The organism is Bacillus sp. CH_48 (assembly GCF_038008465.1).
GTDB lineage: Bacteria > Bacillota > Bacilli > Bacillales > Bacillaceae_G > Bacillus_A > Bacillus_A thuringiensis_S.
The window spans coordinates 112,953-139,529 of record NZ_JBBOZF010000001.1 but is presented as its reverse complement, the minus strand read 5'-3'; the positions used below and the strand labels follow the sequence as shown (position 1 = coordinate 139,529).

Here is a 26,577-nt window from a genome sequence, read left to right as displayed (position 1 = left end):
TCCCAAATCAGTCTATAACATTACGGATTTGCGACATATGTTGTCCTCTTGCCGTATAGTTTAGACCTGTAATTTGTACACCCTTATTATCACCAATATGAATCATTTTCTGATTCCCTAAATAAATAGATACATGGTTCGGATTTTCATAGAAAATTAAATCTCCTGGTTGTGCACGTCCGATATCTGGCACCTGTTTTCCTTGTCCAATTTGAGCACCTGTCCAATCTCCAAGCTGGACACCTATACTAGTTTTAAACACATATTGTGTGAATCCAGAACAATCTGCACTACCTGCAGCTGGATTTCTAGCACCGGATACATAGCTTACTTTCCCTTGCCCCAGCCATTTTTTCGCTTCTTCCAGTACCTTTTGTCGTTTAGCATTTGTCATTGTAGGAGAGCCACCAGATGATAACCCTGGATCATCATTTTTCTTAAAGAATTTCATTGGATCTGTTGGTTGGTCCTTAATACGAATTTGGAAATCTAAATGGACAGCGTATCCATTCATATTAAGGAAACCTGAATCTCTATCAAAGTTAGAACCGCCCATTTCCCCAATAATCTGTCCTTTTGTCACCATAGTTCCTGGTGCAACTGATATTTTACTCAAATGTAAGTAACGAGATACAATACCATTTCCATGGTCTACATAGACACCTAGACCGCCACCGTTTACATTTCCTGTTTGGTTTGTTACAATACCCGCTTCCATCGACCATACGGGGTCCCCAGCTTTTCCGGCGGTCATGGCCCCAATATCTACAGCATTATGTTGTTTTCCACCACGAACTGCTTCAAACGTATCTGTAATACGACCTGATTTCGTTGGCCATTTCCAACCTTTATCAGAAATCCATTCTCCAGATACATCCGCCACACATCCTAAATCTTTGTAATATTTCAAAACTTTGGAAACGTACGTATAATCCCCATAGCACGCATTAACCTTTGTCCTGAAATTATTCGGATCGGAGCAACCTGCTGGGTTTAAATGATTCTTACTTCTTGAGAACTCAATGGCTGTTTCTTCTGAATATCCACCTTTTGCTAAAGCATAGCTAATGAATCCTGATCCAAAATTATAAGATTGTAAGGCTAGGGCTATATCTCCATTCGCCTTTGCTAACACATCTTTAAATTCTTGTACGCCTGCTTCAATAGAAATGTTGGGATCTTTAATACATCCTACACGTGCGTTCCCCTTGACACCTACACAAGATGGGCTCATGTCTCCATAATGCCCCTCTGAAGCCTGCATCGGGTCATTTCCTGCTCCACCTGATTCCTGCATCATTTGGGCAGCCAAAATACCAACATATTGAGCAACACCATGTTTTTCTGCCATTTCTTTAATCTTTGGAAGATATCCTGTAACTTTTGCATTAAGATTGACAGGCTCCCCGCCAGGACTCACATTACCTACACACATACCACCAATAAATCCACCAGTAGTAGGGGCAAGATGTCCATACATTCCTTCTAACATCCCCGCTTCTAATATCTCACGAGCACGCTCTTTTTGACTTTTACTAAACTTTGCGAGTTCCATCGCTTTCTCTAGCCCATGAGAAGATGTTGTCACTTTTTTACTTCCACTCGCATTAATCTCATCTATTTTTTTCTTAAAATCTGTATCTCCTAATATCTTTTTTACATCTGGTCCGGAGTAACTTTCAGATTTTGTTTTTTGCATCTCTTTTTTCTTTTTTTCACAAGGACCATTCGGTCCCGCCTCGCATACCTCTTTTTCCGTATATTCTTCATATTGGATATCCAATAAATATGATATAGCATCATGCGGATCTTTACCAGTTAAATCATTATCATATCGCGCCATGTCAAAGGCGACAACCTCTTTCCAATCCACATTCAGAGCCATTGAGACTTCCATATATTTTTTTACTTGTTCCTCTGTCTTACTTTCATCATCGGTAAAAGGTACAAAAGAGACTAAAATCACACACACAGCAATAATTACTCCCATAATTAAAGCGGCAGGTACTCCAACCGCTGCCACAACGGCACCCACAATTTTTAATATACCTGCTTTTAGCATTTTGGCAGCAGCTTTCGCTGCCGCCTTTCCTGCTTTCCCTGCCAATTTTGCCATCTTCCCGCGCGCTTGCATCCCTTTTTTCTTAATAAAGTGGGAAGCTACATCTTTTAAAGGATTACTTTTTTTCTGTTCATTTGGATCGTTAGGGTTTTGACTCATAGACTTATCACACCATATTTTCCATTTTGAGAATTTCTTCCTCTTCGCTGTGCTAAGCGAGGATTTGGCGCAAATGGAATCAGATTTTGTGGGTCATGTTCTGATAAATTCAGATGCGTCTCTGTACGAACAACTTCATCCTGTGTATGTGTTACTAAGGTTTCTTCTCTTGGCTTAATACTACTGTCTTTCACTTCACAAGCTCTTTCAATCCTTTGGTTTACTTGTAAGCGCGTATCTCCTTTTCCAAACGGCGAAATACGTGACACTGTACCATCTGTTGTTGTCGCAACCATATAACTACGATCTCTTTCTACCACCATTTGTACATTTTTATAACCACCTTGGTCTAAATCAGACATATAGAAGTGACCATTGTCTACCTTGTGATTGACCGTAAGTGGTGGTTCATTAAATACCGGTTTCTGTTGTAACGGTCTTTGATTTTGGTTTCCTACTAATTGATTTGGATTTACATTGATCGAGCGATTGATATTGATTTTTCCACCACTTGAATCTTGTATATAGGCTGGAGATGCTTTCGCACCATTACGATACTGCGTTAATTGTCCATCTGAAATATTTAAGTCCTGATATACGACTTGTCCAGATCGTATACTGCTATCTCCACTACCATAACGAGATACAACTTGCGTCATACCACTAGCGTCTTTTGCTTCAATCCAGGATTTATTATTTGTCGTAACAAGACGTACTGCACCTTGAACAACCGATTGTTTTCCAGTAGCATCCGTTGTTGTTGGTACCATTCTCTGAATCTCTTGAATTTCTTTTGCCTCTGTTTGAACAGCATTGTTATAAGGATTATGTTTACTTACCATACGTGCAGTCGCTTGATAAGCACCCGCACCACCAATCACACCTGCGGCGTAACTTAAGCCTTTTGTCACATTATAGTGACGCTCTGCTGCATTCCCTCCTAATGATGTATTAACAGCAGCATTAGTTCCACTTATCACTCTTTGTACTGCATTCCCTCCAGATTGTTGTACAGCACTCGCAGCACTATAGTATGCATTTGATACTGTATCAATGCTATCCGCAAGCATAAGGTGTTTCGCACCTTCCATTACACTCATGCCAAGTTTTGTACTCTGCTGTGTCATACGTCCCACTGCAGATGTTGGGATAGACATTTTACCAGCACTTTGTGCAATATTTGCTACACTTGTTGATGCATCTGCATAAGAGCGTTCAATTTCCGCAACGGAAAGATCTCCTGCATGTGCTATACTCGCTTGCGTTTGTGTCGCCGCATATACAGCTTTATTGATTGCGCCACCTGTTGCAACACCATGTGAACGAACACCTTGAATCGCACTAGTAATTCCAGAACCTACTTGTTGACTCACTGTTCCAAGATTTGCATGGCTTTGTAATCCTTTCGTTAATTGCGAAGTAAAGGCATCTTTATTAATATACGATTGATTATGTAGACTCTTACCACTCGTATCTTTCGCCTGTACGGGCATCGCTCCCGCTTGTACTGCCGCTTGTTGTGCCACTGCTTTAAATTCATTTCCTTTTTCATTCAGGTGCGACTGCCAAGCTTGCTCTTTTTGTGGTTGAGACATAGTTGGAGACAACTTTTTCATAAAGCTTGCCTGTTGTTCTGCTGCATAGCCTTGTTTAAAGGATTCTGTAGAGGCTTGTACCAGGTTCTCAACATTACTTACTTGTTTCGCTTTCTGGCTTCCTGCTCCACTTCTCAAACCGTGCGTTTTCACACCGTTGACTGCCTTCTGAATGCCTGCTGTGCTAGATACACCCACAGCATTTAACCCAGGATCTTTTTGTAACTGTTGTGATAAATGAGAAGCGAAAGCTTCTTTATTCGCATAGTTTGTACCGTCTTTTTGCTGTACAATACCAGCTGATTCCGCCGCTTGTTGCGCATGATTTTGAAATCCTTGTACTTTTTGATCTAAATGCTTATTCCATGCTGCTTCTTTTTCTTGTTGCGGCATATCTGCTGGGAATTGTTTCATAAATCCAGCCTTATGGTCTGCACTATACACTTTCTTAAATGCAGCAGTAGAAGCACCGACAAGAGCACCGACTTGTCCCATATTTTGATGGCCACTTTCTAACGTTTCTTCTTTTACATCCTCGACTGCTTTTCCGACTTTTCCTAATGCAAGTCGAGAAGCAAACGCATCTTTATTCACATAGGATTTATCAAACAGATTATTTCCTTGCTTATCCTTCGCATCAACTGGCATAGCTCCCGCTTTTGTTGCCGCCTGTTCTGCGTGGTTTCTAAATCCTTGTACTTTTGTGTTCAGATGGTCGCTCCAGTGTTTCTCTTTCTCTTCTGCTGACATATTTTCTGGTAACTGACTCATAAACGTATCTTTATGGTCTGCCTCATACCCCTTTTGGAATGCATTCGTTGCAGCGTTAACTAACTCTCTAGCATTTCCATATGGTGTAGCGGTTTTCTTCATATTTTGTAAATCTTGTTTCCGCTGATTTGATAAACGAGACATCTGATCATTGTTTGTTTTCGCTACTTTTTTAGCAATCTCTGCATCGGAAGCACTAGGGAATGCTTGTCTTAAGCGACTTGCAACTGCAGAATCGGGATTATCCGCTTTCCAATTTTCAAAATCTTTTGTAGCTAAATCCTGTGCAATATCTTCATCGGTTAGTTCTGGATAAGATTTGTCATTTAGATTTGAATACGTATCCGCACCCTTCTTTACACTCGAACCAATATGTTTTCCTAAGGCTACAGCCCCTTCGCCAACTGCAGCAGCAGATCTTCCAGTAACTGCACCAGTAAATCCGCCCGCTTTACTGCCAGCAAATGTCCCTATTGCCATTCCTTCTGGTCCAAGACCAGCTCCTGCTGTCATACCTGCAAGTCCACCAGCCGCTTTACCAATTGAACTTCCAATTTGACCAGCTTTTAACATACGAGCTGCACGAGATGTTGTACCAACATCTGTACCTAAATTCGCTCCTAATGCATCTTTCGGGTTATCAGCATCTTCTTTTGTCTTTTCTTTATCCCCTTTATCATCAGGTTTTGCTTTTGAATTACGGTAGTCATCACGAACACCTTTAACGAGTCCAGCCACACTTGCTAAAGCACCCATACCCATCATCGTACCTGCTCTATGAATGCCACCTGATGCATTGGTACTAAGGCCAATAAAACTTTTTACAATCTCACCTATTGGGATAAACATAGCAAGTAAAATTAATTTGATTAACGGACTATTTGCTGCTCCAATTAAAGAAATAATGAGCCATAAGGTAATCGCATGAATTGCTTGTATGAACACCGCTCCTATAAATTCACGTATCCAATATAATGTCTGTTGTTTCTTTTGTGGAAATAGCCACATGCCTACCATTAACGGACCAATTAACATTAAAACGTATAGTGACACCGCTCGCATTAAGTAGTAAAAGTTTGCCCAGACGATGAGACCAGCTTCTATAAACAAACCAAATATAATAAACATATAGTCATTTTCATGACCTTTCAAACCCAGCTCAGTAATGGTAAGTCCAGCCCCACCAAATCCAGGTTGTAGAAATTTAGTACCCTTATCTGGATCAAAATTCCCCCCACTTGCTACATTAACAGCGTCTCTAAACTCTATTATTATCCAAGAATTGATTTCAAATATGAGTGTATAGAAGTAATCGAGGTGCCAAAGAAAAATTGAAATGATCATCAAATCCTTCGCATACTCTATTAATGCTGTTCTATTATTTGGATTAATAGCTGTTGCCGAATATTTTGCCGCCGTAATAACTACACTGACAAGGACACAAAAAGCAACAAGCTTGAACATGACAGGCATGCCTGTGTCTAATACTTTGGTTAGAGAATTACCTGAAAATAAGAAATCTAAGTTTGTCCCCTTTCCTTCTGTTCCCTCTCCTCCAAACACTAAAACTGGCAGCGGATCCAAAGTTGCATACACCGGACTAAGAAAAGCCTTTACTATAGCAATAATTAAGCCTCCGACCCACTCTACTATTTTCTCAAGCATAATTTCACCTTCCTTTTTAAGAGTACGCCATTATCCTGCGTAACCTTGTACTTTCTTCATATTGTTTAAAAGCTCTTGTAGTACCGCTTCATTTGATTCAATGAACATCATTTCTTTGTCAGATGGATCAGTTTGAATCCAAACCGAACTATCTCCGACACGGAAAATCCCTTCTCCTTTTCCAGGGTTGTTGAGAATAATATCAAGCTCCCCAGCAGTTAAGTTAAAGTTCTCCTGGATCTTTTTCTTATCAATTTTATTTTGTTCTAAGAAGAAATAAGAGAAAGTAGATTGCAAGATACCACGAGCTTTTACATTTTCTAAAATACGAACAAAGTCCTGACTTGCCCAACACATACCGGCATTTCTTTTACGTGAACGACGTGCTACTTTTTCCAAGAAGTTAACCGTTTGTTCATAGTCGATAAACTGCCACATCTCATCAACATATAATACTTTTCGCTTGATAGCGTGTTCTGGACTCTTAATCCAATGCTCCCAAATATAGTTCAAGATAACGTGGAAAGCGATTGGTTTTAAAAACCCTTCCTCTAAATGACTAATGTTAAAATTAACAACGCGTGATTCATTTAACTGTGTTTCCACACCACGACCAAAATGACTTTGTCCATCAAATAATGGTTTTGAACCATCGCGTAAGAATGGTCGAATCGCAGCAATTAACTCTTCTGCTTTTACATCGTCTCCATGATGTTCTACTATGACATCATAGATTTCTTTTAACTCTGGCTCTGGCTTTCTCACTTGAGACTGAATTAACTGTCCATCCACTTTCTTCACTTCATCTGTATATAAAGAGGAAGGATGTGAAGTAATACCATGTTTATCAAACACTTCACGGATTGCATCTTCTAGCATAGTACGTTGGAATACATTTAATCCTGGTTGATCAAAGTCTTGCCCGCGAATAATAATGTCAAAGAAACCTAGTATTTCATTGATTTTCTCTAAAATTGGTACAAATCTCACATACTTCATGCCATCACGCTCTACAAGTTCTTTCTTATCATATTGTTCAAGTGCTTCTAGCTCTTCATCTTTATCCGTAATCTGAAGTTCTGTTACAGCGATTGCACAAGGATTGATAATGATATTACTTTCAGGTGAAATATTTAAATTAATACCACCTAGACGTTTTGTAATTTTTACGAATTCTCCTTCTGGATCGATAATCATTGCATGCGTATCTGCAAGTGACGTTTCACGAGCTAATTTCATTTTTAAAAGTAAACTTTTTCCGGAACCTGAGATCCCTGTTACACCAATGTTATAGTTTGGCGGGCGATAATCTGCATTACCAAATGAATTTAAAAATTCTACTTGCCCAGTAATTTTATTCTTTCCTATTGGTATGCCACCATTAAATCTCCCCGATCCTGATACAAATGGTGCAAACGTACATAACGCACGTCTATCGATATTTCGATAGGTATCTTGCAGTGTATTTGGTGCACCTAATGGCATAGTAGCTTTCAAACCACTCTTCACACGGTTCCAAGTACTTGCTATCTTAAAGTGAGATGCTTGCATTTCATCTTCAATATACTCACATAAAACGTCCAATTCTTTCTTTGATTCTGCGTAAGCAACACCCATTGTACTCACCATATAGGAGTCGTTTTCATTGAACTGGATTTCATCCATTAAATTGTTTGTATCTTGAATTTTTGCATCTAAGTCTTTTTCTTGGTCAATGTTTCCTCGTGTACGTTGGAAAGAAAGATTGGAACGTAACATCGTCAGCTGCATATCTAATGATCGCATTGCTTTAGCTTTTGGTTCTTTATGAATATCGATCATGACATCCACTTCCCCAGCCGAAGTTAACATGTTGAGCCAATTGGTTTGCATCATACGCGGGTACCCATCACGTGGAATATAAAACGGACGAAAGAACGTATTACTTCCTAAAGATTGTTTAATGACCCCATAATCTTCTGCATCAATTTTCATTCCTTCTGGAGCAATAACATCAAACACTGTTGTTTGATTGTCTAATTGCGTCGGTATTTCCTCTTCTTCCAACTCTTCCTCCTCTAGCTCCAATTCGTCCCTCTCTTCTGCTTCTATTTTTTTCTTTTCCTTTTTCTTTTTTCCGAACAACTTCATGTTTACGCCACCCCGTTATTTGATTTTTCTGCCTTTTCTTCCGCTAGCACTTTCTTCATTAACTCTAGTTTTCTTTCATTCGTTTCCCCTGTTGAATAGAGGGAGAAATTCTCGTTTTCAATTAAGTCCTGGAAACGAGCTTTTATAGCTTTACGACGGTTAAATGCTACATATAAAAGTTCTATTAATTTATCTTTCGTTAACATTTCTACATTAATTTTTGCTTTCGATAGTAGATTTCGAGATGCATTATAACGACGATATAGTTCGTTAAATGCCTTATCTACAATCTTTTCTTCTAACTCGTCCTCTGTATCAGCCGTAATTGTACTAATATCAACCTTGTATGGATAAATTAAATAACGTTTTTGTTCATATCGAGGTTGCGAACGTTGCCAGTACTCTAAATTATCAATAACTTCTTGACCATATAGAACCGTCTCTGGTGTAAGGTCCTTCGCACCTTTCATCGTTTCTGTCATTTTTCGTACAGGATCTGTTAAATCTACAAACTTACTTTGAATATATACTTTCGTATTAAACTCTAATGTGGTTAACCATGATTCAATTTTGATATCAATCGCTTCTTGTTCCATATTGGAAAGTAAATAATAGTTAACTGGATGTGCTTCCGCAATCAGGACAAATGTGTCATCATGATACCGAATCATATGATTATCGATTTCCTTAATGTCTTCTACAAAATTACGAAAGAAGTCAACATTATCCTCATCAATTTCCGGTTCAGCAGACATATTTTTTTTATTTTTCTTTCCAGCTTTTTCAGTAGTGTGTTTCTCTACTCCACCTTGCTTTTTCCCTTTTTTCTTAGAACCAAACAGCGGTTTTCCATTCATTTTCCGATAAAAGAAAAATCCTACAATGGCTATCGCCGCAAAATATATCATTTCTAACATTTACAGATTCTCCTTTGCCCATGTAGTTGGCTCGTACCCTTTTCTCCACTTACCTTTTTCGGAGCGGCTACGCATTTTAATAATTAAATACTTATCTAGATACATGTGTTGTTTTTCTTTATATATAAACGCAAACGCTATTACACTTACTACCGTTGGTAGTGCTAAAATTAAGCAAATAAAAAATGCTACTACCGCATCAATAGGTGCAAATAACCGCCATAAGAATGGTACATATAAATAAAGGGATGCCCCGCCACCCAATAGATAAATCAATTGGCGTTTGCTCAGCACACCTAATAGTGTTTTTTGCTCCGAAGTCATATCAACAGGAACAGTTACTTTTCTCATTCTTTTTCCTCCCTTGTATAAGAGAAGCTCTCCCCAAATCGAGGAGAGCTTGTACAAACTCTTATGTTAGATTGTCGTAACCCAAGCAGCGATATCGTAAGCTTTGATCATGACAAAGCCTCCAATTGCTGCGCAGGCTAAACCAATCATAGCTTGTGTACGGTTTTCAGGATTCTTCCCTTGTGCACCAGATAGTTTAATAGCTGCAAATACAACGCAAGCTGCCACCCATATTCCCCCAAAACCAATTAAGGTTTTCACCAAAGTGTTCATGCTTTTTTGGACGGTTTCAGCATTGGCACCACTGCCACTACCACCAAGCCCCTTCGTAAAGCTACTTTTTGCCAGTAAGAAATCTCCTACAGATGTTGTCATAAGTTTTGCAGACAACCAATTCAACATAATTCCTGCACCTCCAGGTGTTTTTGCTCGCAAAACGCAAAAAGACCTCAATACACGCACACGTCCCCTAAGGACATGGCGCATATTGAGGTCTTCTCTTATATGCGAACTGATTAATTTTATATTTTCATTGTAAAATCTTATTACTTTTATATTATAGCAATACGTTTTTATAAAAACAAGTCCTTGTTTACACCTTTATTTATACCCTCTTTGTTAGGATCGTACCATACTATAAGAATTAAAAAAATATTACCGTCCTTAAGACCTAAAGCATTCATATCTTCTTTCAGTGAGCAACATGATTCTATTTTATCCATTTTGGAATTTTATCTCTAAGGGTATTCGCTTCTTTTTTCTTATTCATTTTAATCTCTCCAACAACTTATTATGCTCCTTAATAAGAGTATACTACCTATTAAGGAGTGTCTAAGCCTTGTGTTTATCAAACTATTCATTAGAAACAAAAAACAGGTAATTGTGCGTTTTTCACAAGTACCTGTTTTTCACTACTTCTATCTACTCTTTGTTTCTTAAAATTTCATTAACCTTTTCGACACTTAATTCAGTGGCTTCCGCTATCTTCTCTATAGGTACACCTACTTTAATTAAATTATGAATCATTTCTATTCTAGCTTCTTTTGCAGCTTTTTCTTCTGCTGTCTCTATTTCTGATATTCTATCTTTTATTGCCTTCTCTCTCGCCTCATATAAGCGTAAAAAGTCTTTATCACTACTTAAACGCTCCCAATCCTCTATTGCCTTTTTCAAAACTGGATCTTTTTCCATCGCGATTCCCTCCAGGATTGTAGTTAATTTCTCATCTTCATATGCAGGAAATAATAATAGCCAACGTGCTAATATATCCTCCCATGGATCCATTCGATCTTCTTGCCATTCTCGAATTACTTTTGGAATCTCAAGAAAGTGCAATTGCATATTCTCTGAAATTATGTGCTCCGATTTTTTGTTCATGACTACACCGACATTATGAAAGTCCTCTTCTCCTGGAAACAGAATGAAATCCACTATATTAATACAAATAGTTGGTCTTAATTCTGTATACTTCATCCCCTGAGTCATTTGAGAATAATACATGCCAGCCCAGTAGAACAAAGATCGCTCAATCATGTCTTTTTTGTCGCGAACCTGTATCTCTATATTTAATTTTATACCATTATTCAGAGTAGCTCGCAAATCTAAAATAGACAATTTATCATCCTTTTGTTCCCTTGGAAGATGTGGATCATCTAAATGCAAAGAAATAATTTCCTCATCTAAAGAAGATTGTAATACCGCATTAAGAAAAGCAATGAGTATACCCTCGTTTCCTTCTACTCCAAACAAGCGCTTGAAAGCAAAATCAACTCGTAAATTTACTAGATTTTTTTTCATAGATGTATTCATATTCTCTTCTACCTTTCTTTTAGTGAATTTTTATCCTCTGTAGTAATTAGATATAAGAAAAAGATAGAATTACAAACTCTATCTTTTTCAATCTACCTATTTATGAAAATATCAACCTACTTTATGACCTTCACAATCTCTGAAATACAGGTTTAAATCCCGCTTGCATTGTATCATCCAACCCCTTACCTTGCGTTGGATTCCATGCAGCTATGATTACGTTATAGCCCTCTGTCTTTAACTTTGTCGCAAAGTCTATAAGAGCTTTTCTTACTTTTTGATTCTCTACTAAATCGGCATCAAACGCTAAATAGACATTTTCTACACCCATATCCTTTAATACAGGCATAGTAATTCGCCAAGCATTTACACCAGGAATCGCAAGAACCGTTGTTCCTATTTCAGAAAGCTCCTCTTTATTAAATCTCTCTGGAAGCAAATCAGCAACCAGATCTGCTTTCATAGCTCCCTCTGTAATCATTACTGAGTTGGTTTGATGTAAGGTACCAGAATTCCAATGTTTCAAATGAGAACTTGGTACAGCTACATGTACAGGAAGTGGATTTTCACTACCGCCTGCACCAGTTCCTTGATTTTTGTTTGCTGATGAGACCCACAGATATTTTTGCCCTTTATGAATCTTTACAACAATTTGTCCCTCTTGAAATGGAATCTCTACCTTTTTGCTCACTTCTAGTTCGCCTTCAAAGATACAATCACCATTTTTAATTATCTTCACAACATTAGGCTGTTCGATTAATTCTGCTTGAACTCCAGTAGGTGCAGATTTCACATGAACGGAGTTTTTCACTTCATCCACACGAACCTGCCATCCAACAATTTGATTGTACTGATTCCGAAAAGGAATCAATATACCAGGAGATCCTGACATCAAACGAAGAGAACGTTGACCTTTCTTCATCTCATAGAAACCCGGGATTCCCTGCCAGCAATTTTTATTCCCCATCTGTTTAAATAGCTGCTCCCAAACAGTCGTATACGTATTATCCTCCTCTAACACAATTTGTTGTTTTAAGAAAGAACGATATTGACGTATTTGTATTTGTTCTTCGCTCATTTTTCTATCTTTTAATAAATGTGCATGATGATGCTCTTGTAATGGTATGAACTCCATTAATTTACGATTAAACACATTTAATTCCTCATTACTTTTCTTATCATGAATCTGAATTTCATCCACCTCAGGCAATTGATATTTATCTTTTCCTTTTATGTAGTGAATGTAGCTTGGATTGCCCGTGTTTTTTCCATAAATCCATTTACTTTCTACACGTGTACATGCTACCTTATCTTGCGAAACGTGCAGCATACAATTACCTGTATCATAACAAACTGGACAAGGTATACGGTAAAACTCCCACCAGCTACCTCTCGGATAAGCACTTGTTAAACGAAACTGTCCTTTTTGAATGTTATAATTCATTTTTCCCCACTCCTTATATACTGTTTATTATATATGGGACTATTACTTCGATTAAACTTTTTATAATTACATTAGGATATTACGTATAATCATCTAATGGATATACAAAAGGATACGCATTACAAACTAAATAATCATTTCTATGTTCTTGATCTTGCAAATCCGATTCTACGTATGCTTCAAATGCTCTAGCAAACATCTCGTGATTTGTAGACTAATACTTTTTGCTTCTATTCTTATATAACTTAATTGCTGTATCAAAGTACATAGACACTTGCGCTTCATAAGATATTCCATCAAATTTTCCGCCTGTTTTTCATAATAAGCCAACATTTGTGTAGCTCTCTTGAATTCTTTGTCAATCTTACGTTCCATGCGTGCCTTTGTTACTCCTGATAAAATAAAAGACAGAAATTCATAGTAATTCTTCACTACAAATTTCTGTCATTCCCTCTGTCTGCATACTTCCATATAGTTCTGTAAATTATTCATTACGATACACTGACACCTGTTAAAGAGAATACATCCTCTTTTATTGGATTAAGTGCTTGTTATGCACGTAAACTTTGAATAGGATCATCTGGATGTACAGAATAAAATAACGATACTTCATAACCGTTTATCATAATTAAATACCCCTAAATAAAAATTTTTGCTCAATGTGATAATGGGTTCTCCAATCAAACAGACTTGGAAACAACACAAAAAGGACTTCTTCAAGTCGATTAAAAATGTATATAGCAAAATAAGCTATATATACACTAATCGGCTCAAAGAAGCCCTTTCAGAATTAAAACAAGACGCAGCTTGCTTCTACATCTCAACCACAACTCATAAAGTGTGAGAATAAACAGAATCAAATAAACAATAAATACAATTACATATTAATGAATTCACATAAAAATTTCAACAACTTTATATTTCCTTAAGATTTTTCGCTCCATTCTACTTTCCAATGAATATTTTTGTAGAACCATAAGTTTCTACCGTGTTAAATTGCAATTGTAAATCTTGCTCTCTTATACTAGCTCGTACATATCACACTAATTTCATCAGTCATCCCCTAATACTATTTAAAATTTATCATTGTTTTATATACTCTATTTCAGACTAACTCTTAGATAAATATAAGGTAAGATTTTAATAATTTTTCACAGCATTTCCCCACATCATCTAAAAGCATCAACTTTTAGACAGTTGAAATTTATTTTCGTTCTTTGTGTTCGTTTGTTTTGTAAAATGTTAAATAAAATTGAAACTGCATCCTTCTAGTTAATAAGTAGTAATTAAAAAAAATAATAAAAAAGAGTGCTATTAAAATATGCACTCTTTCAAAAGACTTTACCAATCTCGATGGTCACCATGATCATGCTCACGATCGTGGTCATGATTACGTCTACGACGACACTCATCACAATCGCAGTCACGTCTACAATGACAGTCGTTAAAATCGTTTCTTCTTCGTCTACGGCCGCAACCGCAAAATACTAAATCATCCCAAAATCTATTACAATCTCGAGAATGTCCAAAATTATTATCCCATCCCATAGATATGATTCCCTCCTCTAAAATAGAATTCATCATATTCTATGATTAAAAGGTAGAAATAGTTTGTTTATTAGTCCATGTTTCAAACTAATAATATTTCAATTTGCAAGTCTATCTCACGCCCTATCTTTCCTTAACAACAAACAAGATACCATCCCAATTATGGCAACGCCCACGATAATTCCTATACACTTAATCAAGAATATTTACCCTAACATCATTTATTTCTTTGCTTCCATACCCCATTCTCTTTACGATAAGTATTCTTCCCATTCATGAATCCGGCTGTATTACCAGGGATGCTATATTTCTTATTCTTAGTCTTTTTCTTCATCCTCTTTTCTTCTTGAACAGCCTGCAAATCTACCTTCCATTGTTTCAACAAATCCTTTTTACGTCGCATCGAATTTGTACCCCTCAGATTAAAATGAAAATCCATTAATCATATTATATATATATTTATGTTTTATTTTCAATATAAAGAGAGCACCCTCGCTATTGGCGCTCTCAATGTGAATTGGGGTTTATTCTGAGCATTGAATAGGACACGAAGAACTCGTCCTATTACATTATATGCTTGTCCTTATCATAATGTGCAAAAAAAAGCACCCTCGCCCAGGCGCCAAAAGATACATATACTTTGAGGTAACTAACACGTTAGAAAAGACCCTTCCATATCATTGTATGATTATCGATTATCTTTATACCTAGATGACACATTAAATACGTTTAATGTGTCATCTAGGTATAACTAGGAAAAAAGCAACCGTTATGGACGTTTTCCTCATCTTACCTAATCAACTACATAAAATAACTTTTTTGATACATTTATGAAACATTTATGTGTTATCTTCAGTAAGTTCTTTTCTTTTCATAAACCGTGTGGATTATACCAACACAAGAATCTCTAGATCCCTAAATCTAGAGATTCTTCGTTTTAATAACTATTTTGTCCAACCATGTATAGACAACTATATATTTAGGTGTTAAAATATTATTGTGATTCCCACGTGGTTTCACATACGACTTTTTTCTTCGATTATGGGGTTCTTACGTAATGTAAGGACCATTTTTTATTCAAATAAGGACTTTTTAAAAATTTATATGTACATATTTTTCAGTATATAATTAAATTATCAATATATTAGAGACAATAATGATTTTGTAATATATTTGTTTCGGAATGAGTGCAGTTTTTAGCATACTGAAGAAATTTCGAAAGCCTCAGATAAACCGGTTCTTGGTTTTAGTTGATTCTTTAATTTTGCTGGGAGCTTTATTCCTAGTAGGTAGCATCTTCATCCCTCTTTTAACCCTTGAGTAAAAAGGAACGTTCTTACTGCCTTTCTTACTCACTAATTTCAAATGCACTGCGTACACTTTTCCCTTCTTTGCTGTTTCATATGAATTCATACCATTTTTGACCTGTTTGAAGAAGGCCGACTGGCTTATTCCATTCCGTTCAGCTGGTGTTATCATCCTAGAATTAATGTCACCTTTTATCTTTACATGTTAAAAAATATTCGGATAGGAGTCCTAATACATATTATTAATATTAAGCTGGTTCACGTCAGAGGAAGGTACCTTAGGTTGTCTTTTTTTTATTTTCTTTCGACATAATATGAAAATATGCAAATTAATAATTTGCTATTATTATCTAGAAATCTTACATTTATCTACAAATTATTATTGTATTTTTAATTTTTTAAATGTAAAATATTTCAATGTAAATACATACCATTTAGGGAGATGGAGAAAATTATGAAAAAATTATTAGTTTCAGCAACAGCGGTAACACTATTAACAGTGGGGTACAGTTCTTCTGCATTTGCAGCTAAGAGTCCGAATGATACAAAAAACTGTGGCCATTTTAAAAGTCAACAAGATGCTCAAGCATTCTGGGATCAAAATGGATATGGTGTTGGAAATGATCCACACCGTTTAGATAATGATAAAGACGGCATTCCATGTGAAGATTATAAATATCCAAAGAGCACAAATACTACAACAGAAAATAAAGAAACTACTAAACCTCAAGAACAACCTAAACAAGAAAATACTAAACAGGAAAACACTAAACAAGAACCTGTTAAACAAGAAAACACTAAGCAAGAGAATTCAAAACAAAATAACCAAACAACAAATACTACACAAGAACAAACTAAGCCTCAAACAACTGCAAAAGAAACAAAGAAAAATACTAATACAGTTGTGAAAAAAGAAACAAAAAAACAAGGTGAAAAATTACCTAATACAGCATCAAACGGTGTTACAATGATGTTAGCAAGCTTAGGATTAGCATTAGCTGGTTCTGTATTAATGTTCCGTCGTAAAAAGACAAACGCATAAAATAGTTCCTTAAAACGGCAGGAGAAATCCTGTCGTTTTCAAATGGAGTGATAAAAGTGAATAAAAAACAATGGATAGGCTTATGTTTAACTGTTATTGGACTTACTATCTTTTCCTATTATTTTCTAGAATGGTATAGTGCTAGACAATCAGCAGAGTCGTTAACAACTAACGAGGCTAAACAATATGAGACCTCCACACCTTCTAAAGAAAATGAAACGCAAAACATCAATCAAACAGAGACAGAGATAAAGACTGACACTTCATTACAAGAAGAACCTGTACAAATTCCCGCTTCAAATGTAAACCATCAGTTAGGAGATAAAGTAGCATATTTAATTATCCCTAAAATACAAAAGAAATACTCTATATATTGGGGAGCCGATGATAAAGTACTAAAAAAGGGTGTAGGTATGTTTGTTAGTGACTTAACTACTACACCATCTGGAAATGGCCATACAGTTTTAAGTGGACATAGAGATACTGTTTTTACCGAGCTTGGTCAATTAAAGGAAAATGACCAACTTATTGTGGAATATGAAAATAAAACATATACATATAAAATTAACAAGCATTGGATAACAGATTCAGAAGATCGAACAGTTATTGTAGAAAAAAGTGAGCCAACATTAACATTAACAACTTGTTATCCTTTTGACTATATAGGAGACGCTCCAGATCGGTACATAATTGAATCATCTCTACTTTCCATTCGGTAAGGAAGAAGATCCAAAAATTAAAGTGGTTTAAGTAGGAAGAAGGCACCTTTGGGTGTCTTTTTTTATGAGTAAGAAGTACTGCCAATATGCGAGAAAAAATAGGTCATAAGACGGAATTTCAGCCTGAAAATTCTAAACTATCTTTTTTATTTCCTTTCGACATAATATGACAATATCTTTATATATAGTTTGTTATTATTATCTTGGCAATCTTATATTTTACATAATTGGAGGAACAAACGTGGGAAAAATATTTAAATTTGGATGCCTAGGCATTATAGCTTTATTTGTAATCGGAATAATTGCTATGGTCGCTGGTGGTGGAGACACAACTGAAAAAACTTCAACAGACACTAAAGCAGTATCAAAAGAAGGTGTATCTTCTGATGTAAAAATCGCTGTAGGATCTATGGAAACAGTAGATTCTGTGGGTAATGAATATACAAAAGAACAAGCACAAGGTGTCTTTAAAATTTTAGAAGTTACACTTACTAATAATCAAAAAGACGCTATCACTGTTGATGCTAATAGTTTTAAATTAGTAGATAGCAAAGGTCGTGAATTCACATATTCAACACAAGGTCAAACATCTTTTGACTTAGCTAATGGTGGGAAAACTGACTTCTTCTTAAAACAATTGAATCCTGGTCTAACACAGACAGGTAAAATTGTATTTGATATACCAAAAGATGCTGAAGGTCTTTTCTTAAAAGCAAGTGGCGGTATGACAGGTAAAGAAATTAATTTAAAAGTTGAATAGGAAAAAGGCACTCGAAGGAGTGCCTTTTTTTTAACAACTGGCATTACTTAATGCAGTAAAATAACACTTAAATAGGGCCCAATACATATTATTAAAATTAAAGTGGATCAAGTCAGAGGAAAGCACCTTTGGGTGTCTTTTTTTCTACATTAAAAAGCCTACCTATTTGAACTGAACCTAAAAAATTAGACAAATATATTAAGCAGCTACTAAGGATTGAACTCTGTATTGCACAGGGGACAATCCTTTTAGTTTTGTTTTAATTCTTTTGTGATTGTAGTAATGAATATAAGTTTCTAGTTCTTGCTTAAATTGTTCCATACTTTCAAACTCTTTAAGATAAAGTAATTCAGATTTTAATAAGCCAAAGAAATTTTCCATGACTGCATTATCTAAGCAAATTCCCTTACGGGACATACTTTGGATAACGTTATGTTTTTTAAGCGACTGATGATATTGTCGCATTTGATAATGCCAACCTTGATCCGAGTGTAAAATAGGAGTTTCCTTATCATTCAAACGTTGAAACGCCTTATTTAACATTTTAGAAACAAGGGAATAGGCAGGTCTATGTTCTATATTGTAAGCTATAATGTCTCCGTTATATAAGTCTAAAATAGGTGATAGATATAGTTTTTTACCATGTAAGTGGAACTCCGTCACATCTGTTACCCATTTTTCATTTGGTTTTAATGCGTGAAAATTACGTTTTAAAATATTAGGAGCGAATTTCCCGACAGTCCCTTTATATGAACGATATTTTTTTAGTCGAACAAGACATTTTAATCCCAGGATATTCATTAAACGTCGAACGGTTTTATGATTTAATGCATGGCCTCGATTACGTAATTCCAATGTAATACGACGATAACCATACCTCCCAAAATTCTCAATAAAGATCTCTTTAATTAATTCTTTAACTTTCTTATATTTATCTGGACGTTTCGCTTGTTTCATCCAGTAATAATACGTAATACGAGCGATATTAGCGACTTTCACAAGGTCAACGACCTTGTATTTATGCCTTAATTCATAAATCAATTGCGCTTTGTCTTGGTCTGTGATTTTTTCTTCTTTTGAACTAAGGCATTCAACTTTTTTAAATAGTCATTTTCCATACGCAGACGTTCATTCTCTGCTTGTAGCGCTTCTATAGAACCTTCAAGAGATACTTCGTTTTGTTTTAAATGTTGTAGCTTAGCTTTTTCTTTGGCCATGGTTAGACGCCCCTTTTTCTTTGATTTTAGGGCATCTAATCCTTCTGTTTCATAAGCTACTTTCCATTTTCGAAGTGTTTCGCAAGAAGGAATATTAAAAAAAGCAGCTGTTTCTCTCAGAGATGTCCCATTTTCATTCATATAATGAATTACATCTAGTTTATACTCGAGAGAGTAAGTTGTATAGCGTTTTTCAAACGCCTTTTCCCCTGAAAATTCAAACTGTTTAATCCATTGATAAAGTTCTCTAGGATGAACCCTTATAGAACTAGCAATGGCTTTTCCGCCTTCCGTACCTTCTAGATATCGTTTTACTGCTTGTATTTTATCTTTTGAAGAAAATTTAGCTATAAAAAATACACCTCCAATTGTTAATTATGTGTCTAACAATTGAGGTGCACTTCATTCATAGATAGGCCATTTGTGATTTTGCATTTGCGCACGATGATATAATAACAAAACTCCCTAATTCTCAAGCTCCTTCATTGTTCTTCTTCAATACACTTAAGATGGTACTTTGTATATTAGTCTAAAGTACGAGCAGCTGCATAGAATGATCCAGAACCACCATTTCTGTGAGTAACTTTAAGCTTATATTTACCTTTTGAAAGAGTATTGTACGTATTCGTAAAACCCTTTCCTGCTGCTAACGACCCCTTATCAATAACATTGCCTTTTGAGTCTTTTAAAAACCAGTCAAGCGTGCCTTTAGTATTGTTAGTCATATGAACTCTCATATCCGCTTTTTTTACATGTTCGAACGACACTTCTCTTTCACCATTTATCAGACTGAAATCATCTTTAAGTATTTGGGTACGTTGGATAATTGGTGCTGAATTTTTAGTATTATCTACACCTTCTGTACTTGCTGATGCTGCTCCAATCCCTCCGGTTAATGCGATACCAGTTGCTAATGTTCCTACTACTAATTTCTTGAACATAATAAATCCCCCTTTAATAGTTTTATAACTTACGCTTTAAATGTATCGCAATTGGTATTTTTGTAAATATTTTGAATGTTTATAAATACTTGTTTATCTTTTTGGTAATATTGGGATTCTATTTTATCAAATGGAAAATAGAGGGATTTAAATGAAGATTAATAATGCATAATAAATCAATCAGGTATTTTAATATACTCTCAAAGAGCTGATACACAATTTCTTTAGATTGGAAAACTAAAATCTAATCTACCTAAAAGGAATGCGCCTAATGGCGTCTTTTCTTTATTTTCAAAAAGAACTGCTCAATTAAATCTTAAAAAATAAGGTAAAGTGAACCCGTTGAAATACATGGAATAAACCCTAGTTTTATCCTCTAATCTAAAGGAGGCACTATTGTTATAGGATATGGTGGTAGTTACGGTAAAGGATTCGGTTTCGCTGGAGGGTTAGCTTTATTAGTTGTATTATTTATTCTATTAATCATTATCGGATGCAGTTGCTTCTGCTAAAAAAACTATTGGAAAAGACACTCATATATGAGTGTCTTTTTATGTTTATAACTTTTTTTAGAAAATATTTGAAATATTATACAAGTAATTATATCATTATATAGTAATTGTTTATAATTATAGAAATATTTAGGGGGATTTTTAATGAAATTAGGAAAATTAGTATTAGTCGGAGCTTTAGCATTAGGGGGGGTATCAGCAGTTGGCACACTTGATGCAAAACCAGTGGCAGCAGCAACAAATGTACAAAAAGCAGTAACAACTGAGGACTGGGGCTTTAAAACAATTTTTGACGTGGAAGTTGGAGCTAAAATGATGCCTAGCATTTACACACACAATATGCAATCCAGCTATAAAACTGGTGGTCGTCCTATTTTTATTACTGTACCTTGGGAAACAAATACATTCACATCTCAAGAACAAATTAAAGTCTTCAAAATCCTACCGGGTGGCAACTTAGTTCGTTATCAAACAATGAACTGGAAACAAGAACATGATTACGGTTCAATGCAAAATTTTGCAACATTTGAAGCGCAAATTACAGATGCTTATGATGCAGGTAATTATATTGCAGTAGGATATGTTAAAGGTGAGTTTGTAAAAACTGACTTCTTTACTATCAATAAATAATTTCAATAACCGCTTCCTTAACAAATAGGAGGACAGTTATTTTTTGTGTAAACGTATATTTTCTCAAAATTTTATGATGACCTTTAATACATAAAATATGGTTATCAAGTCGGAAAAAGGCACCGTTGGGTGTCTTTTCTTTTTCTCAATATAAAAAAGCCCACCTATTTCCGTAGGCGAGCTAAATGTAACTTTGCACAATTAATTTATAGCAAAATCATTTGTAGCGAAAGTAATTAAATTTAACTTTGTAACCCTAATACCTTAATAATCTCAATTGTTTTATTATCTTTTATTTTAAAATAAAGCCTTTTCCCTATACGTTCACTAATTACAATATTTCCAAAGGCTAATTTACGCAAATGTTGTACAATCAAATCCTCTGTAATTCTTGTTTGCTTACTTAAATCAGAAACTGACAACGATCCATATGTAATCAATTTACAAACAATTGATAAACGAGTAGAATTCCCTAATAATCCCAAAACTTTTATATTTTCTGTATAGAAACTAAAATCCATATGAAAAGCATGTAACAGATCTTCCAACCTCCTAAAATAAGATGAATAACAACCAAAATATCTTAACATAAAAACAGTAAAAAATAACCTAAAATATTCCAAATATTCATTGAGAAAAATGATACTTGAATGGGAGACCAATACATATTCTTAGAATTAAAGTAATTCAAGTTGGAGGAAGGCACATTTAGTTGTCTTTTCTTTTGTACATTATCTCTATTACGTGCTCATTGATTTTCTATATACGTTTGATACAATTACTGTAGTAGTATTACAGTAATTGCTTGTGTATATAATAAAAGAAGAGATGCGCTAACATTTCTTCTAATAACTGCTACCGTCAGGGTGGTGGTTATATCATTTATTTTTTACGAAACCCACCCTTTTGCTTTGGACGGCGACGAGGAGTGGTTTTTTTGTTATCTTTTTCTAAAATTTTTTTCCTAAAAACATACGCAGAAACTTCACGTACAATGGCTTTCACAAATTCTTTTAGAAGCTTGAACAAAAACCCCATAGGTATATCACCCCCTTTCCTTCCAAATGGAAAGAAGGGATAACCAATCACCCTCACAATATACAGTTAATCCTCTTCTATCATACTAGTACAATCTCACCAATATAAAAAAGACCACCATTAGGCAGTCCTTTTTGGGTAGTTTTAGAGATAAAATTATAACATATTAATATATAAATTATAAATTTTTTCCCAAAAGATACTATAAGTTTTTTATAATTATTGATTTCTCAATCTTCATTTTATGATAAATTTTCCTATAAGGATTAACAAATAACAGTAAAATTATCAATCCATTAGATTATTAGAAAAAACTGGTTATCCGTATAACTATTTGGTAAAATATAGATATCACTTAAGAAGATAAAGTTAATATAGATTAACTGAGTAATCCAAAAGAAATGTTTTATTACATAAAAAAAGGCTCCATTGCTGGAGCGCTCCAAAATAAACAAACGAATTAAAACAAGAAACAGACAATTTAATTATATAGATAAAATATAAATAAATCCATATATATGTAATATTGCATATAAAACTTTATTTATTGATGCTATAATAGACTTACTCGATGATTGTTATATTTTTTTATGGTTTTTAAGCAATACAATACCTTCTTAACACTAAGTGTACAAGTAAAAGAAGACATTTTAATCGATATCTTCTTTTTTTTATAATAACAACACAATAAATTTCTTTATGAATTAGAGGAAACTCTAAAACAAGAAAAAGTATTGTTGTAATCAAAAACTGGGCATCAAACAAAAAGAATAAAAAACAGGTAATTGTTCGTAATCACAATTACCTGTTTTTTATCATTTATATTTACTCTTTATTTTTTTAAAATTTCATTAACCTCTCCTACACTTAATTCAGTGGCTTCCGCTATCTTCTCTATAGGTACACCTACTTTAATTAAATTGTGAATCATCTCTATCTTAGTTGCTATTCTAGCTTCTTTTGCAGCTTTTTCTTCTGCCGTCTCTATTTCTGATATTCTATCTTTTATTGCCTTCTCTCTCGCCTCATATAAGCGTAAAAAGTCTTTATCACTACTTGAACTACCCCCACTTTCACTTCGTTTAGAAGTGAGGGATTCCTAAGTAAAGAGTTCTATCGAACTCTAATTGATTAGGCTAACCCCGCAGTCCTTGCGGTTAGAAGCCTTATTGCTTCATTCTTTAGATTGATACTTGCGTTAATATCCCTATCATTGTTTGCACGACAAGAAGGACAGTCCCATTCACGTAGGTTTAGATTTTTAACGTCTTTATTTTGATATCCACAACAAGAACATAATTGGCTGGAAGCAAATGTTTTCGATACGACAATAACTTGTTTGCCATACCATTTTGCTTTGTATTCTAACATGGATCAAAATTGCGACCAAGATACCTCACTAATTGCTTTTGCTAACTTATGATTCTTTAACATATTCGATACTTGCAAATCCTCTATACCGATAACATCGTGGTTTTTGATGATTTCAGTTGAATTTTTTACTACCAACCATTAAAATATTTTATAATCTTTATATATAAACTTATTTTTAGGAGTAGATAGAATGCCAGTTACACTCGAACTTATTCTTTTCATTCTTATAGCAATTAGTGCTGTTGGCTATTTGATAAAAGAATCTCAAAAAACTAAGAAAAGAACCCTTGGAATTTCACTAGAACTTTTAGTTCTTTTCTGGTCAATATGGAGAATATCGACTATCATAATCCAAATTTCAGAATATAATCTCTCGTGAATAAAATTCAATATTCCGTCAATAATGTATATGACATCAGATTTTCTCCTTGTTCCCCCTTGGAGAACCGAACAGTTAGCTAATTTGGCTAGCTGCTTTGTTGTGTAAAACAAAGCATTTATAAAAAGCTTTCTTAACATCCAATCAATGGAAGTCAATTACCTTTTATGGTAATGTTTTGGTAATCCCATAAAGATCTATCGTTCCATTAACAGGACCCGTCCCCCTAATCGGGTCCTGTTAAATGTTCTCTATTAAAACAGTGTTTTTGTTCAACTATCATCTTCGCTTCTTCACATTCTACAATTCCATATGCAATATTACATATCCTATATGTTCAATTTATAAACATGTAATAATTGGTTTATAAAATATTTAAAACTAATATTGAAAGGAGAATACTAAATGTCTTTCTTTTCGTGGTCTCCTCTTATTTTCTTAGCAGTTGTTGCAATTATCATTTCTATTAAAAAGAATAAGAAACAATAGTTTTAAATAGTTACAATAATTTATTTCTAGGAGGTGTATTTATGTCATTTACAGTATGGAGTGCAATTTTTATGACTTTAATCGGCGCAATGTCCGGAGCAATCTTTGGTACAATTTCTTCTAAGAAGAGTAAAAATACCAACTAAAAACCTACTAATAAAAATGAATTTTTATTTTAGTGACAGCTGATACGATTTTAATATTTCAGCTGTCATTTTCCATTCAAATAACTATTTTGTTCACTTTTTTGATACATTTACGAAATATTTATATGTTATCTTCAGTAAGTTCTTTTCTTTTCATAACATTGTGTGAGTTATACCAACACAAGAGGCCCTAGATCCCTAAATCTAGGGATCCTTCGTTTAAATAACTATGTTGTTCGATTTGATGTATAGACAACTGTATATTTAGATGTTAAAACATTATTGTGATTCCCACTTGGTTTCACATACAACTTTTTTTCTGCGATTATGGGGTTCTTACGTAATAGTAAGGACCCTTTTTTTATTTAGTACCCATAGCCAGTAAATCCGAGGCCCATATTTCTCCTTTCTGATTCCAATAATCCCAACGTTTCTACTAACGCTATGACGCCTACTGGTGCCTCGTTTAATCAAATGAGTTTCTGCCCTTTAAATGCGTCATAACGCTATTACGCTTCAAGAATTTGTCCACGGTACTTGTTGCGGTATAATCAAAACTTCCGACTACATCCTCCAATGTTAGTTGCTTCATGCCCCTAACCCCATTGGACGTGATTTGATTTTGTTCTTATCTGCCTGATCCATAATTAATGCAGCGATTTCTAGTTGATGCCTTCCTAACTCTTTTGCTATTTCAAGAATATCTTTATCCTCATCCCACATTTCTCTCAATTGAATCACTTCGCTTTCATCAAACACTAAATCCAACTCTTCTAAAGCAATATATAAGTTATGACGCGACTTGTTCATGTACTTTCCCTGCTGCAACGCCATTGTGTAATTCTCCTTTTCCAAATCCGTTCCAAGTCTTGGAATCCCATTTCCCCTCCAGTTGTAATTGATGAATTTCTCTTAACTCCGCCATAACGGCATGACGTCTTCTATCCACTTCTTCAGGACTGCGATTCCCTGCTTTGCAAATACTCGGAGGAAACGAATTATGCAAAACTCATTTTATACAAAGTGGTGGTTTTGGTTTATCATTGCCGTTGTCGTAATTGTTGTTGGCGGAAAAAACACTAAAGAAGAAGCTACAACAACTCCAACCGAACCAAAAAAAGAAATAAAACAAAAACAACCCAAACAAGATGTTCAAGTTCAACCAGAAAAGAAGGAACAGCCTAAACAAGATATTCAAACTCAACCAGAAAAGAAAGAACAACCTAAACAAGATATTCAAACTCAACCAGAAAAGAAAGAACAACCTAAACAAAATGTTCAACAATCTGCATCGGGATTCACAAATCCTATAAAAAATATTGATAAAACAGCTGCTATGAATGCAGTCAAAGAAAAAGCAAAGAAAGACTTCCCAGATGATTACATGACACAGAATTATTTAGCAGATGAACAATCTAAGGCGTTTGATTATCTAAATGGTATTGAACTCAAATCTCAGGAAGAAGTAAACGTTATGAAGAAAGTAATCAACGACTTCCCTAATAACTTCATGCCTACTAAGTATGTTTATGAAGAACAGATAAAAGCTATGAACAAGCAGTAATAAGATAT

25 protein-coding genes and 3 pseudogenes are annotated in these 26,577 nt (G+C 34.9%); 8 read left to right on the top strand and 20 right to left on the bottom strand.

Translation table 11 applies throughout. The features are described from left to right. Nucleotides 1–7 precede the first annotated feature (7 nt). From N2V92_RS00710 to N2V92_RS00655, 11 genes are all read right to left on the bottom strand, one after another. Nucleotides 8–2,221 carry a lysozyme family protein gene (locus N2V92_RS00710; RefSeq protein ID WP_170264915.1) on the bottom strand — a complete coding sequence of 738 codons (2,214 nt, stop codon included), beginning with the start codon at nt 2,219–2,221 and terminating at the stop codon, nt 8–10. Further along, on the bottom strand, nt 2,218–6,252 hold the full coding sequence (locus N2V92_RS00705; protein ID WP_170264916.1) for a hypothetical protein: 4,035 nt from the start codon (nt 6,250–6,252) through the stop codon (nt 2,218–2,220). The genes N2V92_RS00710 and N2V92_RS00705 overlap by 4 nt, the downstream gene beginning before the upstream one ends. 30 nt (nt 6,253–6,282) lie before the next feature. Next, nucleotides 6,283–8,382 (bottom strand): VirB4 family type IV secretion system protein, encoded by a 2,100-nt coding sequence (locus tag N2V92_RS00700; protein WP_061662885.1) that lies wholly within the window; start codon nt 8,380–8,382, stop codon nt 6,283–6,285. A gap of 2 nt (nt 8,383–8,384) precedes the next feature. Next, entirely contained in the window at nt 8,385–9,299 is a 915-nt protein-coding gene (locus N2V92_RS00695; RefSeq protein ID WP_061662886.1) for a hypothetical protein, read from the bottom strand. Beyond that, nucleotides 9,300–9,650, bottom strand: coding sequence for a PrgI family protein (locus N2V92_RS00690; RefSeq protein ID WP_001233534.1), 351 nt, complete (start codon nt 9,648–9,650; stop codon nt 9,300–9,302). Between the two features lie 66 nt (nt 9,651–9,716). Continuing rightward, nucleotides 9,717–10,136: a hypothetical protein gene (locus tag N2V92_RS00685; RefSeq protein WP_016083212.1), complete on the bottom strand. Its 420-nt coding sequence runs from the start codon at nt 10,134–10,136 to the stop codon at nt 9,717–9,719. A 435-nt stretch (nt 10,137–10,571) separates the two neighbouring features. Further along, nucleotides 10,572–11,459: an Rpn family recombination-promoting nuclease/putative transposase gene (locus N2V92_RS00675; RefSeq protein ID WP_061662887.1), complete on the bottom strand. Its 888-nt coding sequence runs from the start codon at nt 11,457–11,459 to the stop codon at nt 10,572–10,574. 130 nt (nt 11,460–11,589) lie between these two features. After that, nucleotides 11,590–12,903, bottom strand: coding sequence for a DUF3854 domain-containing protein (locus N2V92_RS00670; protein WP_098506571.1), 1,314 nt, complete (start codon nt 12,901–12,903; stop codon nt 11,590–11,592). Between the two features lie 79 nt (nt 12,904–12,982). Beyond that, nucleotides 12,983–13,102, bottom strand: coding sequence for an LPD1 domain-containing protein (locus tag N2V92_RS29935; protein ID WP_002006325.1), 120 nt, complete (start codon nt 13,100–13,102; stop codon nt 12,983–12,985). 1,142 nt (nt 13,103–14,244) lie between these two features. Beyond that, complete coding sequence (locus tag N2V92_RS00660; RefSeq protein ID WP_074625675.1) at nt 14,245–14,451, bottom strand: hypothetical protein; 207 nt, start codon at nt 14,449–14,451, stop codon at nt 14,245–14,247. A gap of 217 nt (nt 14,452–14,668) precedes the next feature. Then, entirely contained in the window at nt 14,669–14,854 is a 186-nt protein-coding gene (locus tag N2V92_RS00655) for a hypothetical protein (RefSeq protein ID WP_001253140.1), read from the bottom strand. A gap of 1,358 nt (nt 14,855–16,212) precedes the next feature. Here N2V92_RS00655 and N2V92_RS00650 point away from each other — a divergent pair. From N2V92_RS00650 to N2V92_RS00640, 3 genes are all read left to right on the top strand, one after another. Beyond that, nucleotides 16,213–16,800 (top strand): excalibur calcium-binding domain-containing protein, encoded by a 588-nt coding sequence (locus tag N2V92_RS00650; protein WP_086396969.1) that lies wholly within the window; start codon nt 16,213–16,215, stop codon nt 16,798–16,800. A 56-nt stretch (nt 16,801–16,856) separates the two neighbouring features. Next, nucleotides 16,857–17,519, top strand: a complete 663-nt coding sequence (locus N2V92_RS00645; protein ID WP_340864003.1) for a class D sortase — start codon at nt 16,857–16,859, stop codon at nt 17,517–17,519. Between the two features lie 241 nt (nt 17,520–17,760). After that, nucleotides 17,761–18,279 (top strand): DUF4352 domain-containing protein, encoded by a 519-nt coding sequence (locus N2V92_RS00640; RefSeq protein ID WP_061663059.1) that lies wholly within the window; start codon nt 17,761–17,763, stop codon nt 18,277–18,279. A 198-nt stretch (nt 18,280–18,477) separates the two neighbouring features. Here N2V92_RS00640 and N2V92_RS00635 read toward each other — a convergent pair. Together N2V92_RS00635 and N2V92_RS00630 are read right to left on the bottom strand one after the other, a co-directional pair. Beyond that, a protein-coding gene (locus N2V92_RS00635) for an IS3 family transposase (RefSeq protein WP_098506555.1) occupies nt 18,478–19,847 on the bottom strand; the annotation gives its coding sequence in 2 pieces (ribosomal slippage) (nt 18,478–19,382 and nt 19,382–19,847; 1,371 coding nt in all). A 173-nt stretch (nt 19,848–20,020) separates the two neighbouring features. Then, nucleotides 20,021–20,437 carry a hypothetical protein gene (locus tag N2V92_RS00630; RefSeq protein WP_061663057.1) on the bottom strand — a complete coding sequence of 139 codons (417 nt, stop codon included), beginning with the start codon at nt 20,435–20,437 and terminating at the stop codon, nt 20,021–20,023. A gap of 401 nt (nt 20,438–20,838) precedes the next feature. Here N2V92_RS00630 and N2V92_RS00625 point away from each other — a divergent pair, with 401 nt between their 5' ends. Together N2V92_RS00625 and N2V92_RS00620 are read left to right on the top strand one after the other, a co-directional pair. Continuing rightward, entirely contained in the window at nt 20,839–20,949 is a 111-nt protein-coding gene (locus N2V92_RS00625; RefSeq protein WP_098506557.1) for a YjcZ family sporulation protein, read from the top strand. A 144-nt stretch (nt 20,950–21,093) separates the two neighbouring features. Continuing rightward, nucleotides 21,094–21,579, top strand: coding sequence for a DUF5065 family protein (locus N2V92_RS00620; RefSeq protein WP_098506556.1), 486 nt, complete (start codon nt 21,094–21,096; stop codon nt 21,577–21,579). A gap of 242 nt (nt 21,580–21,821) precedes the next feature. On the opposite strand, the gene N2V92_RS00615 is transcribed toward N2V92_RS00620, so the two are convergent. The 4 genes and pseudogenes from N2V92_RS00615 to N2V92_RS00600 all read right to left on the bottom strand — a co-directional run. After that, complete coding sequence (locus N2V92_RS00615; protein ID WP_000347619.1) at nt 21,822–22,100, bottom strand: ArsR/SmtB family transcription factor; 279 nt, start codon at nt 22,098–22,100, stop codon at nt 21,822–21,824. A 361-nt stretch (nt 22,101–22,461) separates the two neighbouring features. Then, nucleotides 22,462–22,674: a hypothetical protein gene (locus N2V92_RS00610; protein WP_142331089.1), complete on the bottom strand. Its 213-nt coding sequence runs from the start codon at nt 22,672–22,674 to the stop codon at nt 22,462–22,464. Between the two features lie 775 nt (nt 22,675–23,449). Beyond that, nucleotides 23,450–23,677 (bottom strand): annotated as a pseudogene (locus tag N2V92_RS00605) (Rpn family recombination-promoting nuclease/putative transposase); the annotation flags it as partial. Between the two features lie 71 nt (nt 23,678–23,748). Continuing rightward, a pseudogene (locus tag N2V92_RS00600) lies at nt 23,749–24,117 on the bottom strand (RNA-guided endonuclease TnpB family protein); the annotation flags it as partial. A gap of 64 nt (nt 24,118–24,181) precedes the next feature. On the opposite strand from N2V92_RS00600, the gene N2V92_RS00595 reads away from it, so the two are divergent. Continuing rightward, on the top strand, nt 24,182–24,370 hold the full coding sequence (locus N2V92_RS00595) for a hypothetical protein (protein WP_001145518.1): 189 nt from the start codon (nt 24,182–24,184) through the stop codon (nt 24,368–24,370). Between the two features lie 448 nt (nt 24,371–24,818). Then, nucleotides 24,819–25,005 (top strand): annotated as a pseudogene (locus tag N2V92_RS00590) (hypothetical protein). A gap of 466 nt (nt 25,006–25,471) precedes the next feature. On the opposite strand, the gene N2V92_RS00585 reads toward N2V92_RS00590, so the two are convergent. Genes N2V92_RS00585 through N2V92_RS00575 form a run of 3 tightly spaced genes read right to left on the bottom strand, consistent with a single transcriptional unit; the run spans nt 25,472 to nt 26,011 of the window. After that, entirely contained in the window at nt 25,472–25,597 is a 126-nt protein-coding gene (locus N2V92_RS00585) for a hypothetical protein (RefSeq protein WP_254912702.1), read from the bottom strand. Then, entirely contained in the window at nt 25,594–25,839 is a 246-nt protein-coding gene (locus N2V92_RS00580; RefSeq protein WP_016078555.1) for a hypothetical protein, read from the bottom strand. The genes N2V92_RS00585 and N2V92_RS00580 overlap by 4 nt, the downstream gene beginning before the upstream one ends. Beyond that, nucleotides 25,796–26,011 (bottom strand): hypothetical protein, encoded by a 216-nt coding sequence (locus tag N2V92_RS00575; RefSeq protein ID WP_061664723.1) that lies wholly within the window; start codon nt 26,009–26,011, stop codon nt 25,796–25,798. The genes N2V92_RS00580 and N2V92_RS00575 overlap by 44 nt, the downstream gene beginning before the upstream one ends. Between N2V92_RS00575 and N2V92_RS00570 the strand changes: the two genes are divergently transcribed. Further along, complete coding sequence (locus N2V92_RS00570) at nt 26,006–26,569, top strand: hypothetical protein (protein ID WP_016078556.1); 564 nt, start codon at nt 26,006–26,008, stop codon at nt 26,567–26,569. The two genes, N2V92_RS00575 and N2V92_RS00570, sit on opposite strands and share 6 nt — an antisense overlap. The last annotated feature ends 8 nt before the right edge of the window (nt 26,570–26,577 follow it).